Origin of the sequence: Polaribacter sp., assembly GCF_965660385.1 — a bacterium.
Lineage (GTDB): Bacteria > Bacteroidota > Bacteroidia > Flavobacteriales > Flavobacteriaceae > Polaribacter.
In genome coordinates, this window is sequence record NZ_CBFHZT010000031.1 from 6,467 (window position 1) to 22,738 (window position 16,272).

The window sequence follows — 16,272 nt, forward strand, 5'->3', positions numbered from 1 at the left end:
ACTTCAAAAAACAATAAATCTAAAGAATGCCCTTGTTTGCTGTGCACCAATTCATGCTGAATTACGTTTTCTTTTTGAGGAGGTTGAATTGCAGTTCCTAAAAAAATATAGTTAAAAAATGAAAATGCTTTGGTGAATTGTGGTAATAAAATCAACTTAAAATCTTCGTTTTTTATCACTTCATTTGATTGTATCAAGGTTATGATTTTTAGCAATTTTATCAAAAATAAAACCGAGAAAAGAACAACGCCAACCCAAAACAAGAGCGAAATATAATTGATAGAAGTCTCTAAATTTGAACCTTCTATAGTTTGCTGTATTACTTTATCTGGATTTAAAACAATTTCTGGCAATTGTATCACCAAATCTTGTGGAACCGCTTTTTGAAATGTTGGAATTTTTATCAACGGCAATACAAACGATAAAACTGGGGTACTTAACAAATACCATCTGTTTTTTGTAAAAAAGGTTTCTTTGCTTAAAAAGAAATCATAAATCGCCAAGAACAACACTTGAAATAATATAACTTGGAGGATGTAATTTATCATAGTTTATTAATTTAAATGTCACTTCGAGTGATTTTATTGAGATGGTAATCGAAATAAAATAGTATCGAGAAGTTAAATGTTCTCGATAAAATTTTGCAGAAAAAAATAAAATAACTCGAACTGACAATACTGAAGCGTATAGCTGCAAACTGCCTACTGTTTTTCTTTATTCACATCTTTTAAAATGGATTCTAATTCAGCCACATCCATATTATTTTCTTTTACAAAAAACGATACCATGCTTTTAAACGAACCATTAAAATAACCGTTCATTAACTTATGCAAACTTTGGTTGCTATAGGTTTCTTTATCAATAATTGGGTAATACACGTAGCCTCTACCTTCTGGCTTATGCCCAACAAATTCTTTATTCTCTAAAATTCGAATGATGGTAGAAACAGTATTGTATGCTGGTTTTGGTTTCGGTAATTTTTCAATAACTTCTTTGACAGATGCTTCTTGCAAATCCCACAAAATTTGCATTATTTGTTCTTCGGCTTTTGTTAATTGTTTTTGCATAATTTTTCAACTAATCTTTTAGTTTAATAAAACAAATATAACTAATTTTTTAGTTTAAACTAATTTTATAGTTGTAAAATTGTAACAAAGCGCCTTTTACATCGTCCAATTGATAAATTATACCATGGATATTTTTTTAGTAATTTTAGGTTTTTGCCTTACTTTATTGGGTATTGTAGGTTCTTTTTTACCCATTTTACCAGGCCCAATTACAGGTTGGTTTGGTTTATTGTTACTCTACTGCACAGAAACAATTCCAAATAATTGGACATTTTTAGGCATTACATTAGCAATAGCAGTATTTATTTGGATATTAGATTACATTATTCCAGCTCTTGGCACAAAACGTTTTGGGGGCAGTACATATGGAGTGTATGGCACCACTATTGGTTTAATAATCGGGTTACTTTCGCCTATACCTTTTGGAATATTAATTGGTGCTTTTTTTGGTGCTTTAATTGGCGAATTACTTTATGATAGCAAGGATACCAACAGAGCCATAAAAGCTTCTTTTGGTGCATTTATTGGTTTTTTAGCTTCAGCATCGCTCAAATTTTCTGTAGCAACTGTGTATGTAATTTTATTTTTGATGAAATTTTGGGAATACAAATCCAATTTCTTTTAAATCACTATTCTTTTTCTGCCATTTTCTTTACATAATCTGTAATAATAACAATTTGAGTAGCGCCAACTTTACCCTCAATATACTTGGCATTTTCATGATCTAACGAAATTCTACGTACAGCAGTACCCTGTTTAGCAACCATACTAGAGCCTTTTACTTTTAAATCTTTAATTAAAACTACAGAATCTCCTGCTTGTAAAATAGCGCCATTGGCATCTCTATGAATTATTTTTTCGCTTTCAGATAAATGATCTCCAGATTCTTTTGCATAACGCAACTCATCATCTTCCATGTACATCATTCCTAATAAATCTGTTGGCCAGCCTTCTTTTTTTAAACGATGTAACATTCTCCAAGCCACAACTTTTACAGGTGTATACTGGCTCCACATCGCATCATTTAAGCAGCGCCAATGATTGGCATCCACTTCTTCTGGATTTTCAATTTGGGTAATGCAGGTTTCACAAGCTAAAATTGAACCATCAAAACCTCCTGTAGAAACTGGTTTCACTTCGTAGATTGATAAATTATTGGTTGCTGTACACAATTCACATTGATTACCACTTCTGTTTTCTAGATCTTGTTGTAAACTCATTTTTTATGTTGATTGATTTTTGGCAAAAGTAACCATTTAATTATTATTATTTTTGAAGCTATTTCACGCTTTCACTACTCGCTTTTTTTAGTTTTGTTCTCGATACAAATCCCGATTTTATCGGGATTTACTCGAACTGACAACTAAAAAAGAGCTCAAACAGGTCGTTCAATCGTGGCTAAACTTGTTTGCTGGCTTTTTGATTTTATTTTAATGTATTCTTTTCTGTCATTCCCATGAAAATGGGAATCTATAATACTAAAAAATATTTTGAAACCAAGATTCTTATAAGGTTACTTTTACTAGACTCCCAATCAAATTGGGAATGACATGCTATTAAAGAAATCTAATTGTCATTCCCTTGAAAAAGGGAATCCAGAATAATAAAGTAATATAACAACAACCTTTAGGTTCTTTGAACTTTTACTAGATTCCCACTTTCGTGGGAATGACATCGCATTATTTAATTTCTAAAGAAGTAAATTTGAAGGTATTCCCATCAAATAAGCCTTTGTCAGACAATTTTAAAGACGGAATTACCAACAACGCCATAAATGACAAACTCATATAAGGTGCTTTTAATGTACTGCCCATTTCTTTTGCCATTATATCAAGTTCAGCATATTGTTTGCCAATTTTATCAGCAGATTTATCAGACATAATGCCTGCAACTGGTAACGAAACTATTTTTTCTTTGGATGCATTTACAGCGCAAACTCCACCTCTATTTTCAATAATTAAATTCACAGCTTTACAAATCATTTCATCAGAAACACCAAGAGCTATAATATTATGAGAATCGTGCCCAACTGAACTTGCAATGGCACCTTCTTTCAATCCAAAATTTTTAATAAAAGCAATTGCGGGTTGTTCATTTTTATAACGATTTACCACTGTCATTTTTAAAATATCAGTTGTTGTATTTGAAACTAAATTTCTATTTTCAATTAATGCCTCTGCTTCTATTTTATTAGTCACCAACTCACCATCTAAAGCTTCAATTACTTTTATTTTTTTAGCTGATGATTCAAATCGAAAATCCGCTACTTTCTTTTTATCAGTTTTAAAATTGTTTAACACTTCAAAGTCGACATCTTTCACAAAACTTTCTCCGTTTTTAGCAACCAATTCTCCATTAATATAGGTTTCTAAAACATTGAATTTTTCTAAATTATCAACTACAATAAAATCTGCAAAATCTCCTTTTTGTAATAAACCGACCTCTAAATTATAATGTTTTACAGGATTTACACAAGCTGCTTGTAATACTTTAAAAACATCAATTCCTTTGGCAACCGCTCTTTCACACAATCGATTGATATGCCCCAACAACAAATCATCTGGATGTTTATCATCAGAACAAAACATCATATTTTGGTAATTTTCTGGCAACAAATCAATTAAAGCATTAAAGTTTTTTGCTGCAGAACCTTCTCTAATAATCACCTTCATTCCCTTTTGCAACTTTTCTAAAGCTTCATCAAAAGAAAAACATTCGTGGTCTGTAGAAATTCCGGCATCAATATATTTTGTGGCATCTTTTCCTCGTAAACCTGGTGCATGCCCATCAATGGGTTTGTTATTGTTTTTAGCATGTTGAATTTTTGCTAAAACTTCTTCATCATCAAATAAAACGCCTGGATAATTCATCATTTCTGCCAAATATTTAATATCTGGATTCTCCATCATTTGTTTAATATCATCAGCATCTATAACAGCTCCTGCACTTTCAAACGAAGTGGCTGGCACACAACTTGGTGCTCCAAAATTAAATTTTAACGGAACTTTATTTCCATTTTCAATCATAAAATAAACTCCTTTAACCCCTAAAACATTGGCTATTTCATGCGGATCAGAAACTGTAGCTACTGTTCCGTGCGTTACAGCAATTTTTGCAAATTCACTTGGCACTAGCATTGAGCTTTCAATGTGAATATGGGCATCTACAAAACCTGGTAGAATAAAGTTTTGGTTATTATGATTTACTTCTCGGATTTCGATGATTTTATTGTCTTTCACAACAACTTCACCTTTAAAAATTCGCTTGTTTTGTATATCAACAATTTTTCCTTGTATAACCATAATTTAAATTTAACTTAATAAAAGAATTCGAACTAACAACTTATCTAAAACTCTCCATTTTAACCAACCAATTTTCAGTTCAGTATCGTCTTCTAAATACGTTTCACAGTTTACCGAAAATGAAACTTCTAACCACGATTCTCCATTTATTTCAATTACATCAAGAACTTTTAGAACTTCATTTTTACAGTTATTTAAAATAATAGCATTATCACTTTCTTTAAAACTATTTCTAATAAAATTCTGTTGATCAATTCTTTGAACTGAAGCTGATAATAAAATAGCATCCCAAGTTTTAAAAATATAGTTGCTATTATTTGGTAGGTATCCTATTTCTGAATCGTTAATTAATACTTTATAATAATCATTAGTTTTTTCGAGACATATAAAATGATAAAGTCCATAATCTGGTTTATAAAAAAAAGGATTTATTGCTTTAGTTTCAACTCTTTTTGTCAATTCACTATCTGTGAAAATAGTATTTGGATGAGACATATCTTCAAATAGATATGGATTTTCAGCAATTGCAAATCCAATTCCCAACTTTATGGGCTGATTATTTTGTCCGTAAATAACAGCGGTAATCAAACTAAAAAAAAATAATATCCAAATTCTCATTTAGGCCAGATAAAAAGTGAGGTGAACAAATTTACAAATAATAAAAAAGGATTTTATAAAATGTAAATAGAATATTCTATTTTTGATTATGGATGAAAAACTACTTTTTGAAAAATTTAAAAATTGGTCTGCAAACAATACATTTTCTTTAGCTGATTTATTTCCAGAAATCAATAAAACCGAAGCTTATCATATCGATTTAAGCATCAAAAACACAACTGTAAAGACTGAAGCTGAGTTTAATAACCCACATTTTTTTAGCAAGCAATTGCGAAAAATACAAAAGAAAAATCCCTCTAAAATTATTACTGGTGGTTATTTAGAAAAACGGGCTTTATATACTTCTGATATTTACAATGCTAAAAACTCATCAGAAAAAAGGAACATACATCTTGGGGTTGATTTTTGGTTGCCAGAAAGTACGCCTGTTCACGCTTTATTTCAGGGTGAAGTTGTTTGCGCTTTGCATCAAAAAGATTATAAAGGTTATGGAGGTTTTATCATTTTAAAACATCAACTTGATGCTATAGAATTTTATACTTTATATGGACATCTCTCAGAAAAAAGCACTTTAGAACATCACATTGGTGACACCGTAAAAAAAGGAACCAAAATTGGTATTTTAGGAAATTATGAAGAAAATGGAAAATGGGTACCTCATTTACATTTTCAAATTATGTTATCACTATTGGATTATAAAAATGATTTTCCTGGAGTAGCTCTAGAAGGTGAAATTGAGTTTTGGAAAGCGATTTGCCCTAACCCGAATTTGCTGTTTAAGAGTGCTGCTTTATAAAATAAGCTGAATTTTTGGGACGAACAAAGATGTAATTGACTAAATTATGGAAACCTATTTATCCTTGAAAATCTGTGTAATGCGAGTCAAAAGAAAATATTACCTTTATCAAATACAATTTTTAATCAACAAAAATTATGTCTAAAAATTTAATCTTACTATTTTTATTAAGCTGTACAATACACATAAATGCGCAAGAAAAAGAAGAAACCACAAAAAAATGGGACGTAAATAATCCGCATGAAAACTGGCGATACAATTCATTTCAATTAGATACTGATGAAGGTACTTGGATGAATTTAGATGTTTCTCCTGATGGAAAAACTATTGTTTTTGATTTATTGGGTGATATTTATAAAATGCCAATTTCTGGAGGAACAACTACTATTTTACGTTCTGGTTTGGCTTATGAAGTACAACCAAGATTTAGTCCAAATGGAAAATATATTTCGTTTACAAGTGATGCTGAAGGTGGTAATAATATTTGGGTAATGACTGCTGATGGAAAAGATGCAAAGTCAATTACCAAAGAAAAAATGAGATTACTAAACAATGCTGTTTGGACACCAGATGGAAAATCTTTGGTAGCAAGAAAACATTATACTTCGCAACGTTCTGTAGGCGCAGGAGAAATGTGGCAATATCCACTTTCTGGAGCTGCTGGTTTGCGTTTAACAAAACGTAAAAATGACCAACAAGATGTAAATGACCCAACTATTTCACCCGATGGAAAATACTTGTATTATGCAGAAGATATGTATCCTGGAGGAATGTTTTTATACAATAAAGACCCAAACAAACAGATTTATGTAATTAAACGTTATAATTTTGAAACTGGCGAAATTGAACAAGTTACAGGTGGTCCTGGAGGAGCTGCAAGACCTGTAATTTCTAAAGACGGTAAATTACTAGCTTTTGTAAAACGTGTAAGAACAAAATCGGTTTTATACATTCACGAATTAGCAACTGGAAAAGAATGGCCCATTTACGAGAATTTAAGTAAAGATCAGAGTGAGGCTTGGGCTGTTTTTGGTGTATATCCTCATTTTGCTTGGATGCCAAATAGCAAAGACATCGTTATTTGGGCACAGGGAAAAATCAATAGAATAAATATTGAGACGAAACAGATTGCTAATATTCCTTTTGATGTAAATCAAGAAATAAAATTGGCAAAAACACATCGTGTAAAGCGTAAAGTTTTTCAGGAAACATTTACGTCTAAAATGATTAAAGATGCAAAAACTTCGCCAAATGATTCTACTATTGTGTTTACAGCCTTAGGCCATATTTACCAAAAAAAGACACCTAATGGAATTCCGAAAAGAATAACAACCTTATCTGATTTTGAGGCTGAACCTCATTTTTCATCAGATGGAAAGTCGGTTTTATTTGTCACTTGGAATGATGAAAACTTAGGTGCCATTTATAAAGTAAATTTAGATGGTACAGGTTTAGTAAAAATTACCCAAGAAAAAGGAATTTATAGAACGCCTGCTTTTAATAGTGATGATTCTAAAATTGTATATAGAAAAGAGTCTGGTAATGGAGATCAAGGTTTTGACTACACTAAAAAAACTGGTATTTATATCGCCAATGCAGATGGAACTGATGCTAAAAGAATTTCAAAAAATGGCGAATTCCCATTGTTCTCTGCAGATGATGACCGTATTTTCTTTCAAACAGGAGGCTCTTTTTTTGGAGGATTAACTAAAAAACTAAAAAGTGTAGATTTAAATGGTAAAGAAGAACGCAGTCATTTTTCTTCTAAATTAGCCAACAGATTAGTACCAAGTCATGACAACAAGTTTATTGCTTTTATTCACCTACACAAATTGTATGTTGCACCTTTTGTAATGAATGGTAGTGAAATCAATTTAGACACAAATACTAACTCTTTTCATGTAGAAAGTCTATCAAACGATGCAGGAATTAACTTGCACTGGTCTGCAAATAATAAAAAAGTGTATTGGACTTTGGGTGATGAGTATGCATCAAAATCAATTGTAAATAACACCACAAATCCATTTGCAAAAACCAATCTTGCTAAAGATGAGGTTACCGCTATTAAAATTAATCTAACATCGAAATCAGATGTTCCTGAAGGGAGAATTGCATTTAAAAATGTAAGAATTATTACCATGAATGATAATGAAGTGATTGAAGATGGAACGATTATTATCCACAAAAATAAAATTGAACAAATTGGCAAAACAAGAGACATTACTATACCTTCTGATGCTAAGGTTTATAAAATGTTAGGCAAAACAATTATGCCTGGTATTGTTGATGTACATGCACACGTTGGTGCGTTTAGAAACGGATTAAGCACCCAAAAGCATTGGCAATTTTATGCAAATTTAGCATTCGGTGTTACAACTTCTCATGACCCGTCTGTACATACAGCAGCAGCGTTTACTTTAGAAGAATTGCAAAAAGCAGGTCATTTAGTTGGTCCAAGAATGTTTTCTACAGGTTTTATTTTATATGGTGCAGAAGGCGATTTTAAAGCAGTGGTTAACAATTTAGATGATGCTCGTTTTGCGATTGAACGAACGAAAGCTTTTGGGGCAAAATCGATTAAAAGTTACAATCAACCCAGAAGAGAACAACGTCAGCAAATTATGCAAGCTGCCATTGAATTAGGGGTTAATGTGGTTCCTGAAGGTGGCTCTAACTTTTACTCTAATATGTCTATGATTTTTGATGGACATACAGGAATTGAACATAACATTCCTGTAAACCCGGTATACAAAGATGTTTTATCGCTTTGGAAAAATAGCAAAACTGGCTATACACCTACATTAATTGTAAATTATGGAGGCATGAATGGCGAGTTTGAATGGTATCAAAAAAGTAATGTTTGGGAGAATAAAACCTTATTAAAATATACGCCTAGATATGTGGTGGATACACGTTCTAGACACAGAACTATGATACCTGAAGAAGAGTACAAAAACGGACATATATTAACTTCTGAAACTGTTACTGCCTTAGCGAATGAAGGTGTAAAAGTAAATTTAGGGGCGCATGGACAATTGCAAGGTTTAGGGGCGCATTGGGAATTGTGGATGCTACAACAAGGTGGTTTAAGCAATCACGATGCTTTAAAGGCAGCTACTATAAATGGTGCAGATTATATTGGAATGGCAGATGAAATTGGTTCTTTAGAAAAAGGTAAATTGGCAGATTTAATTATCTTAGAAAATAATCCTTTAGAAGATATTAAAAATTCAAACTCGGTAATTTACACCATGATTAATGGGCGTTTGTATGATGTTGATACGATGAATGAAATTGGAAATTACGACAAAAAAAGAAGTAAATTCTATTTTGAAATGGATGGATATAATCAAGGTGTTCCTGTGAATATGAAGACGAATAGTTTTATGACGCCTAGTTGTAGTTGTCATTAAAAAAAGTGCAACTGTCAATTCGAGTGAATTTTATGATTGAAATGAATAAAATTTGTATCGAGAATAATAAGTTATAATTAGTTCTCGATACAATTTTTCGTTCCTCAAAATTACTCGAACTGACAATCTGGATAAATAACCTTATCCAAAGCAATATCAAATTCATTAATATCAGAAATTTTAGCAATCGGTTTAAAGAAATTTAAACCGATTTTTTTGCAATCTGGTCTGCAATTATTTAAAAATCGATCGTAAAAACCTTTGCCATAACCAACTCTATAGTTTTTTTCATCAGAAATTAACAGAGGTATAAAAACTAAATCCAGATCTTTTTCTGAAGCTTGAACAGCATTTTTAGGCTCTGGAATTCCGTAGGTATTCAATGCTATTTGGGTATCTTCCTCTAAATAAAAATGCGTTAACGTGTTGTTGGTAAAATCACTTTTAGAAACCGCAATTTTAATATTTTTACTTCTAAAATAATTGATAATAGGATTTGTATCAATCTCTTTAAACTTTGCTAAAGTCAAAAAAATATGGATGGTTTTTATGTTAGCAATGTCTAAATCATAAATTTGTTGATAGATACTTTTCTGCAATCGCTGAATTTCTAAAAACGACAAATCTTGACGTTTTTGTTTGTATATTTTTCGGAGTTCAGCTTTCTTCATTTTATAGATTTGCTAATTCTTGCTGCACTTTTTTGGGTAAACCACTTACAACTAAATCGTATGAATGATTAATGAGTTCTTGTAGCATTTTGTCAGAAACATCACTTGTGTTTACTGTAATTGTGTTCCAATGTTTTTTATTCATGTGAAAACCAGGATTTATCCCTTCAAATGCTGCTCTTAATTCCAAAGCTTTTTCAGGATTACATTTTAAGTTGATGGTTTCTTCTCCTCTTTCCCATTTATCTAAACCAGATAAGGCAAACATTTTGTTCATCACTTTAAAAACCAAAGTAACCTCATCAAAAGGAAAATGTTCGGTGACTCCCTTTTTTGTAATACAAAAATCTCTAAGTTGTTCTATGTGCATTTTCGTTGTTGGTTTTTTAAAAAAATGAAAAAATAATAATTAAAATACAAATTATAAAAGAACTGAAAATCGAATTCAAATAGATTTTTAGGCCTGTTTTATATAGTTTCAGAATATTTGAAAAGATAAAATCAAAAAACAACCAAGAAACTGCAAGCATTAAAATAATGGTACTAATTGCAAAAGCTGGTAGTGGTGTATGTGTAAAATCTATAATACCATCTTTAAAGTAAAAATAAGCAACAACTGCAAACCCAATTAAATATATTACAATTTTAATTTTTCTATACATTATTGTCTTATTACAATGGGTTCTTCTTATAAAAAAGTATCTTTATACATCAAATCTACAATTATTTTTAAAATGGTAAGTGAATTTCTAAAAAACACTTCTTTAATAAGTTACTCAAAAAAAGATTTTGAAAAATCTTGTTATACGTCAATTTCTGATGTTGTATTAACCAATACAACCCCTTCTACTGAGTGGCTAAATACCTATGGATTAAATTTCAGAGAAATTTTTAAAAAAATTATTACTAATAATAAGTTGGATGATTTTTTGATAAAATTATTTATGGATGAAGAACATTCTAATAAAGTTATTTTATTAGATGATTTAGCATTTATAAGCACAAAAATTTTAAAAACTGAAAATAGTACTTTAGAAACTGAACAGTTATTTTTTATTATTTCTTCTGGTTTTTTATGGAGCATTCAAGAAAAACAAGGCGATTATTTTAATTGGATTCGTGAACGTCTGCAAAACAATATGGGAATTATAAGAAGAAAAAAAGCAGATTATTTATTATTTCTAATTTTAGAATCTATTATAGACAATTACGAAGAAGCTTATTTAAAAAACGCGGCTTTAAATTCTGATGAATTAAATGCTACAACCATAAAACCCACTCCCGAATTTACGGCTAAAGTTGAAGCTAGAAAGCAAGAATTATTCAATTTTAAGAAAGCTACTTTGAGTTTAAGAGATACCATAATTAAACTACAAAAGATAGAGATTAAAGAATTTGACACAAAATATTTTAGTGAGTTGAAAGAGCAAATTAATAATTTAACGTCTAATATTGATTTTGAATTGCAAGAATTAGAAAGTAAAATCAACTTAATTTTTAGTATTCAAGGTCATAGATTAAATGAAGTGATGAAAACTTTAACCATACTTTCGGTAATCTTTATTCCGCTTACTTTTTTAGCAGGTATTTATGGAATGAATTTTACAAATATACCCGAACTGAATTGGAAATACGGCTATTTTATTTTATTGGGCATTATGGTTTTGGTAACCATTGGAGCTGTTTGGTATTTTAAGCGTAAGAAATGGTTTTAAAACAGAATTAATGATCACCAAAATAGGCTTGTAGCATCCTATAACTAAACATTGCCAACCCAAGCACACCAAATAAAAATAAAAAATATTTACCAATAATTAAAAGAATGTAAACTCCCATAGCTTTATGCGAATTACTTTTTACCACCATTTGCAATGTTTGAGTAATGCTGTCTGAATTATCAACAAAAAAATACAATAGTAAAGACAATATGGAAAATGTTAATAGTTTACCATATTTACTCAATATCATCATCTTAAAAAATTTAAGAATAGCTATTACGTTATTTTAATATTTCGTACAACACTGGTTTGCTTGGTGTTGCATCATTCTCAAAAGGAGCAATCATTAAGTTTAATAAATATTCACCATCTTCTACATGATTTGGCACATAAATAAACTCAGTAATGGTTGCATCCATTCTAATTTCTCCTGCTGTATTCCAAAATGCATTGTGAGATAAAAGTTGACCTCCATCTTTTTCTTTATCTACAGAAGGTAAATCAACCAACAAATGTTTGATTCCTTTTTCTCTTAAATAAATTGCTGCTTTTTCAGATAAATAAGTAGGATTGGTATCTGAGTATCTCATGCTTTTTTTATCCTCTAAATTAGGCAAAGTACGAATTACAATAGCATCTCGTTTTTTATTTCTTAAAGCTGTTTTCAACTGTTTTACACCAATTAAAAAATCGCCATTATGAAACAAAGGAGCAATAGTAACCACTTCTGCCAAAAAAATAAAATACTTTAAGTTTTTATTTACAGAATGTACTTTTGGGGTTATGTGCCCAACACATTCTGTGTGCGTAATATGAGAATGTGGATTAAAATGAATGTGATTAAAATTCACTACAGCCCCATTTGCCACGCTTATTTCATAACCTTCATGTGTTTCTGCAGAAATCTTAGGATCATCTATATACCAAGCATTTACATTTTGTTTTGAGGCATCAATAGGAATTGAAATATCTATAGGATTTGATATATCTACCTCTATCTTTCTTGAATTGTATTCTATGGTTGCTTTCATTTATGCTGAACTTGTTTCAGTATCTTTTAATTGTTTCTAATTTATTTTGGTTACGCCAAATTTAACATAAATAAATCTGATGCAATTCCATCAGATAAAAATTTACCTTTTTTTGTGGTTTTTAAGGTTTGGTTATCAAGATACAATAATTCTTCAAAAATATATTTTTTAGCTTGTTTTCTTAAATACGCTTCATAAATAGCACCAAAATCTTGCTGTACTTTTTGCAAAGAAACGCCCCAAATGGTTCGTAAACCTGTCATAACATACTCATTATATCGATCTCTTTTTGATAAAGTTTCTCTTTCAATTGGCAATTTTTGTTGTTGAATTGCATTTATATATTTCGAATTATTGCTAACATTCCAACTTCGTTGATTCCCATCAAAAGAATGTGCAGAAGGGCCAATACCTAAATACGATTTACCCAACCAATAAGAAGAATTATTTTTACTAAAAAAACCTTTTTTACCAAAATTAGAGGTTTCATAATGTACAAAATTCGCTTTTTCTAATGCTGCGATCAACATTAAAAATTGCACTTCTGCTTTTTCATCATCTACATTTTTAATAATTCCTTTTTCTATAAAACTTGCCAAAGCTGTTTTCGGTTCAACAGTTAAGGCGTAACTTGAAATATGTGGAACACCATAACTCAATGTCATTTCTATATTTGCTAACCATTGTTCGTTGGTGCAATCTGGAATTCCGTAAATTAAATCTATTGAAATATTATCAAAATAGCGAATCGCCACAGATAGGCAATTTTTCGCTTCTTCAGCATTGTGTGCTCTATTCATCAATTTTAAATCGTGTTCAAAAAAAGATTGCACCCCAATACTTAATCTATTTACAGGCGATTTAGAAAGAGCTATAATTTTTTCTTCGGATAAATCATCTGGATTGGCTTCGAGCGTAATTTCAGGATTTTCAACAACTTGGTAGTTTTGATATACTGCATTTACTAGACTTTGAATTTCTTTCGTAGATAATAAACTTGGAGTGCCTCCACCAAAATAAATAGTTTCAATAACTGAATTTTGGAGCTCATTTTTTCTAAGGGCTAGTTCTTTAATCAAACAAGAAATTAATGCGTCTTTCTTTTTAAGTGATGTAGAAAAATGAAAATCGCAATAATAGCATGCTTGTTTGCAAAATGGGATGTGAATGTAGATTCCTGCAGCCCCATCTAACTTCCCAAAAGGGGAAGAACCCAAATCTGTATCAAAAAAACGATTAGACATTATTTTTTCTTTCTCAAATTTATAGTCAATGCGTTTTTTGAGCCTCCTTTGGGGGTTTGGGGATTATTCTGCTTTACAAAACTTGCCCAACCAGTATAATTCTTACCACCTACCACTTTTCCTGAATTGTAAAAATGACAAACTGCTGCTGCCAAACCATCTGTAGCATCTAAATTTTTAGGCAAAGTTTTTAAACTTAACAACGATTTTAACATCAAAGCTACTTGTTCTTTACTTGCACTACCATTGCCTGTAATTGCCATTTTTATTTTCTTTGGCAAGTATTCTGTAATTGGAATTTCTCTTGATAATCCTGCAGCCATTGCTACACCTTGGGCTCTTCCTAATTTTAACATACTTTGTACGTTTTTACCAAAAAAAGGAGCTTCAATGGCAATTTCATCTGGATGATAAGTATCTATCAATTCGATGGTTCTCTCAAAAATAAGTTTTAATTTTAGGTAATGATCATCATATTTTTTCAATTGTAATTCATTCATTTGAATAAATTGCATGTTTTTTCCAATCACCTTAATGATTCCAAAACCCATAATTGTAGTACCTGGGTCTATACCTAAAATAATTTTTTCTACTGCCAAAAAACTAAAATAAAGACTTTAAAATTGACTCTGCATTGTACCAAAGGTATAAAACCAACGCTAACAACAAAACCAAAAACAAACCTTTAGCAGGTTTTGATTTTTTTTGTTTCCCGAATTTCCTCTTAAACTCCATATTTTTAATTTTTATAAAACTTTAATCGTGCACTGTAAAGTACCTATTCTTTCTTTACCGCCCTTAACATTTCTCGTTTTCCTGGTGGGCCAGTCAATCTTTCTACAGCAAAACCAACGGCTTGCATTGCTCTTCGTACACTTCCTTTTGCTGAATACGTAACCAAAACACCATCACTCTTTAAGGCTGTGTACATTTTTTTAAAAATAGTTTCTGTCCATAATTCAGGTTGATTGGTTGCCCCAAAGGCATCAAAATAAATTAAATCAAAGACATTGTTATCTTTAATATTTTCAAAAAACTGTTTTCTTTTTTGTAATGAAAAATCTTCTGAAATTTGATGCTTTTCATTCCAAGATACTTGATGCATCTTATTAAAAATATCCCTAAAATTAGCTGCGTTCAACTCACCAACATAATTTAATTTTTGAATTTCTTTACCTTCCACAGGATATGCTTCAACACCAACGTAATCGATATAAAATGCATGCTTTTGCGCTTCTAAAAAAGTAATAAAAGCATTTAAACCCGTACCAAAACCAATTTCTAAAATTGATAAATTAGAATTAGTTGCGCTTAAAAGCGTTTCTTTAGCCTTGTCAAACCCTGCTTTTATAAAAACATGATAAGCTTCTTGAATCGCTCCGTGTTTGGAATGATATTGTTCATTCCAATCTGGCAAATGAATGGTTGTAGAACCATCAGAAGTAATCAAAATTTCTCTTTTCAACTTATTGAATTAGCAGTTTTTTAATTTTTGGTATTGGCCCAACACAAGTGGTTTTATGGCAAGCAATACAAGAATTTATAGTATTGTTATGTGCTTTTGGTAAAGAATCTTTATCAACTGTAAATAATTGCTGATAGGTTTCTAAATAAAAATCAGAAAAAGCATTGAAAGAAGCATCTCTATCATTAGCATCTGTTAATTTAGCACCATGAATTTTTTGAAACTCTTTAGAAAAATCGGTTAGATTTTCAGAAGATTCTCCTGCTAAAATCAACTTTTTATTTTCTAAGTTTACAGCATACATTTTAAGCATTAAAGCAGCCATTTCTGACTGCTTATAAAACTCATTAGTTGTTTTTTCAACGACCTCAGCTTCTTTTTTTGAATGGCAACTTAAAAGTGTTAAAATTATGAAAATATAAAACAGCCTTTTCATTATTTTTTCATCAAAACACCATTAGCTTCAAAAGCAAACTCTTTTTTTGGTTCTGTAATTTTTGCAATTTCTGCTGCAGTTTTCCCTGCATCTTCTGCATAATGTTGCAATTCTTCAACAGGTGTAATTTTAACAAACGCCTTACCTTCTACAATTACTTCTCTATCCTTAGAATTTAAAGGCATAAAAAAACCGTAGTCTTTAAAACGAACCATAGTTTCTTTTTCGCCAACTGGTAATTTCATCCAACATCCTTTTTTAGAACAAACCTCATTTATCTTAGAAGCAAATTTTACATTTACAGTATCACCAACTTGCATGGTATTAAACTTGGTTAACATTTCATCTGCAGTCATTGCTTTTTCTGTTGATATTTTATCACCAAAAGAATCGTAATTTGATGCTATGGTATTCACTTCTTTTTCGGTAGATTTTTCTACTTTCTCTTTTTTACAAGATGCAAATACTAATAGTGCAACTGCACAGAATTTTACTATATTTTTCATATTCT

The 16,272-nt window shown here is 30.7% G+C and carries 17 protein-coding genes and 1 pseudogene; 4 read left to right on the forward strand and 14 right to left on the reverse strand.

Annotation, left to right across the window (positions count from 1 at the left end; all coding sequences use genetic code 11):
• Positions 1 to 548, reverse strand: a pseudogene (locus tag ACTG3V_RS10285) (M56 family metallopeptidase); the annotation flags it as partial.
• A gap of 153 nt (positions 549 to 701) precedes the next feature.
• Positions 702 to 1,067: a BlaI/MecI/CopY family transcriptional regulator gene (locus ACTG3V_RS10290; RefSeq protein WP_439132075.1), complete on the reverse strand. Its 366-nt coding sequence runs from the start codon at positions 1,065 to 1,067 to the stop codon at positions 702 to 704.
• Between the two features lie 124 nt (positions 1,068 to 1,191).
• Between ACTG3V_RS10290 and ACTG3V_RS10295 the strand changes: the two genes are divergently transcribed.
• Entirely contained in the window at positions 1,192 to 1,692 is a 501-nt protein-coding gene (locus ACTG3V_RS10295; protein WP_439132076.1) for a DUF456 domain-containing protein, read from the forward strand.
• Positions 1,693 to 1,696: 4 nt separating this feature from the next.
• Here the strand turns inward: ACTG3V_RS10295 and ACTG3V_RS10300 are convergent, their stop codons facing one another.
• The 3 genes from ACTG3V_RS10300 to ACTG3V_RS10310 all read right to left on the reverse strand — a co-directional run bounded on the left by ACTG3V_RS10300 (position 1,697) and on the right by ACTG3V_RS10310 (position 4,957).
• Positions 1,697 to 2,287 (reverse strand): PhnA domain-containing protein, encoded by a 591-nt coding sequence (locus ACTG3V_RS10300; RefSeq protein ID WP_439132077.1) that lies wholly within the window; start codon positions 2,285 to 2,287, stop codon positions 1,697 to 1,699.
• Positions 2,288 to 2,746: 459 nt separating this feature from the next.
• Positions 2,747 to 4,369 carry an adenine deaminase gene (gene ade / locus ACTG3V_RS10305; protein WP_439132078.1) on the reverse strand — a complete coding sequence of 541 codons (1,623 nt, stop codon included), beginning with the start codon at positions 4,367 to 4,369 and terminating at the stop codon, positions 2,747 to 2,749.
• A gap of 9 nt (positions 4,370 to 4,378) precedes the next feature.
• The gene (locus ACTG3V_RS10310; RefSeq protein WP_439132079.1) at positions 4,379 to 4,957 is read right to left on the reverse strand and encodes a hypothetical protein; all 579 of its coding nucleotides are present in this window, start codon (positions 4,955 to 4,957) and stop codon (positions 4,379 to 4,381) included.
• A 118-nt stretch (positions 4,958 to 5,075) separates the two neighbouring features.
• Between ACTG3V_RS10310 and ACTG3V_RS10315 the strand changes: the two genes are divergently transcribed.
• The gene (locus ACTG3V_RS10315) at positions 5,076 to 5,783 is read left to right on the forward strand and encodes a peptidoglycan DD-metalloendopeptidase family protein (RefSeq protein WP_439132080.1); all 708 of its coding nucleotides are present in this window, start codon (positions 5,076 to 5,078) and stop codon (positions 5,781 to 5,783) included.
• 137 nt (positions 5,784 to 5,920) lie between these two features.
• On the forward strand, positions 5,921 to 9,196 hold the full coding sequence (locus ACTG3V_RS10320; protein WP_439132081.1) for an amidohydrolase family protein: 3,276 nt from the start codon (positions 5,921 to 5,923) through the stop codon (positions 9,194 to 9,196).
• 110 nt (positions 9,197 to 9,306) lie between these two features.
• Here the strand turns inward: ACTG3V_RS10320 and ACTG3V_RS10325 are convergent, their stop codons facing one another.
• Both ACTG3V_RS10325 and ACTG3V_RS10330 read right to left on the reverse strand, forming a co-directional pair.
• Complete coding sequence (locus tag ACTG3V_RS10325; protein ID WP_439132082.1) at positions 9,307 to 9,867, reverse strand: 5-formyltetrahydrofolate cyclo-ligase; 561 nt, start codon at positions 9,865 to 9,867, stop codon at positions 9,307 to 9,309.
• Between the two features lies 1 nt (position 9,868).
• Positions 9,869 to 10,237: an MmcQ/YjbR family DNA-binding protein gene (locus tag ACTG3V_RS10330; RefSeq protein ID WP_439132083.1), complete on the reverse strand. Its 369-nt coding sequence runs from the start codon at positions 10,235 to 10,237 to the stop codon at positions 9,869 to 9,871.
• A 307-nt stretch (positions 10,238 to 10,544) separates the two neighbouring features.
• On the opposite strand from ACTG3V_RS10330, the gene ACTG3V_RS10335 reads away from it, so the two are divergent.
• Entirely contained in the window at positions 10,545 to 11,582 is a 1,038-nt protein-coding gene (locus ACTG3V_RS10335; RefSeq protein ID WP_439132084.1) for a CorA family divalent cation transporter, read from the forward strand.
• Positions 11,583 to 11,589: 7 nt separating this feature from the next.
• Here ACTG3V_RS10335 and ACTG3V_RS10340 read toward each other — a convergent pair whose 3' ends face one another.
• The 7 genes from ACTG3V_RS10340 to ACTG3V_RS10370 form a co-directional block, all read right to left on the reverse strand.
• Complete coding sequence (locus ACTG3V_RS10340; protein WP_439132085.1) at positions 11,590 to 11,838, reverse strand: hypothetical protein; 249 nt, start codon at positions 11,836 to 11,838, stop codon at positions 11,590 to 11,592.
• Positions 11,839 to 11,866: 28 nt separating this feature from the next.
• Positions 11,867 to 12,616: a cyclase family protein gene (locus ACTG3V_RS10345; RefSeq protein WP_439132086.1), complete on the reverse strand. Its 750-nt coding sequence runs from the start codon at positions 12,614 to 12,616 to the stop codon at positions 11,867 to 11,869.
• A 50-nt stretch (positions 12,617 to 12,666) separates the two neighbouring features.
• The gene (gene hemW / locus ACTG3V_RS10350; RefSeq protein WP_439132087.1) at positions 12,667 to 13,860 is read right to left on the reverse strand and encodes a radical SAM family heme chaperone HemW; all 1,194 of its coding nucleotides are present in this window, start codon (positions 13,858 to 13,860) and stop codon (positions 12,667 to 12,669) included.
• Positions 13,860 to 14,459 (reverse strand): crossover junction endodeoxyribonuclease RuvC, encoded by a 600-nt coding sequence (gene ruvC, locus ACTG3V_RS10355; protein WP_439132088.1) that lies wholly within the window; start codon positions 14,457 to 14,459, stop codon positions 13,860 to 13,862. Before ruvC ends, hemW begins: the two co-directional genes overlap by 1 nt.
• 179 nt (positions 14,460 to 14,638) lie before the next feature.
• Positions 14,639 to 15,325 (reverse strand): tRNA (5-methylaminomethyl-2-thiouridine)(34)-methyltransferase MnmD, encoded by a 687-nt coding sequence (gene mnmD, locus ACTG3V_RS10360; RefSeq protein ID WP_439132089.1) that lies wholly within the window; start codon positions 15,323 to 15,325, stop codon positions 14,639 to 14,641.
• A gap of 1 nt (position 15,326) precedes the next feature.
• On the reverse strand, positions 15,327 to 15,761 hold the full coding sequence (locus ACTG3V_RS10365) for a hypothetical protein (RefSeq protein WP_439132090.1): 435 nt from the start codon (positions 15,759 to 15,761) through the stop codon (positions 15,327 to 15,329).
• Positions 15,761 to 16,267 (reverse strand): DUF4920 domain-containing protein, encoded by a 507-nt coding sequence (locus tag ACTG3V_RS10370; protein WP_439132091.1) that lies wholly within the window; start codon positions 16,265 to 16,267, stop codon positions 15,761 to 15,763. Before ACTG3V_RS10370 ends, ACTG3V_RS10365 begins: the two co-directional genes overlap by 1 nt.
• Between the last annotated feature and the right edge of the window lie 5 nt (positions 16,268 to 16,272).

Bases quoted from the DNA above. Each gene is read 5' to 3' on its own strand.
- ACTG3V_RS10290 (WP_439132075.1), bottom strand. From the start codon at position 1,067: ATGCAAAAACAATTAACAAAAGCCGAAGAACAAATAATGCAAATTTTG.
- ACTG3V_RS10295 (WP_439132076.1), top strand. From the start codon at position 1,192: ATGGATATTTTTTTAGTAATTTTAGGTTTTTGCCTTACTTTATTGGGT.
- ACTG3V_RS10300 (WP_439132077.1), bottom strand. From the start codon at position 2,287: ATGAGTTTACAACAAGATCTAGAAAACAGAAGTGGTAATCAATGTGAA.
- ade (WP_439132078.1), bottom strand. From the start codon at position 4,369: ATGGTTATACAAGGAAAAATTGTTGATATACAAAACAAGCGAATTTTT.
- ACTG3V_RS10315 (WP_439132080.1), top strand. From the start codon at position 5,076: ATGGATGAAAAACTACTTTTTGAAAAATTTAAAAATTGGTCTGCAAAC.
- ACTG3V_RS10320 (WP_439132081.1), top strand. From the start codon at position 5,921: ATGTCTAAAAATTTAATCTTACTATTTTTATTAAGCTGTACAATACAC.
- ACTG3V_RS10325 (WP_439132082.1), bottom strand. From the start codon at position 9,867: ATGAAGAAAGCTGAACTCCGAAAAATATACAAACAAAAACGTCAAGAT.
- ACTG3V_RS10330 (WP_439132083.1), bottom strand. From the start codon at position 10,237: ATGCACATAGAACAACTTAGAGATTTTTGTATTACAAAAAAGGGAGTC.
- ACTG3V_RS10335 (WP_439132084.1), top strand. From the start codon at position 10,545: ATGGGTTCTTCTTATAAAAAAGTATCTTTATACATCAAATCTACAATT.
- ACTG3V_RS10340 (WP_439132085.1), bottom strand. From the start codon at position 11,838: ATGATGATATTGAGTAAATATGGTAAACTATTAACATTTTCCATATTG.
- ACTG3V_RS10345 (WP_439132086.1), bottom strand. From the start codon at position 12,616: ATGAAAGCAACCATAGAATACAATTCAAGAAAGATAGAGGTAGATATA.
- hemW (WP_439132087.1), bottom strand. From the start codon at position 13,860: ATGTCTAATCGTTTTTTTGATACAGATTTGGGTTCTTCCCCTTTTGGG.
- ACTG3V_RS10365 (WP_439132090.1), bottom strand. From the start codon at position 15,761: ATGAAAAGGCTGTTTTATATTTTCATAATTTTAACACTTTTAAGTTGC.
- ACTG3V_RS10370 (WP_439132091.1), bottom strand. From the start codon at position 16,267: ATGAAAAATATAGTAAAATTCTGTGCAGTTGCACTATTAGTATTTGCA.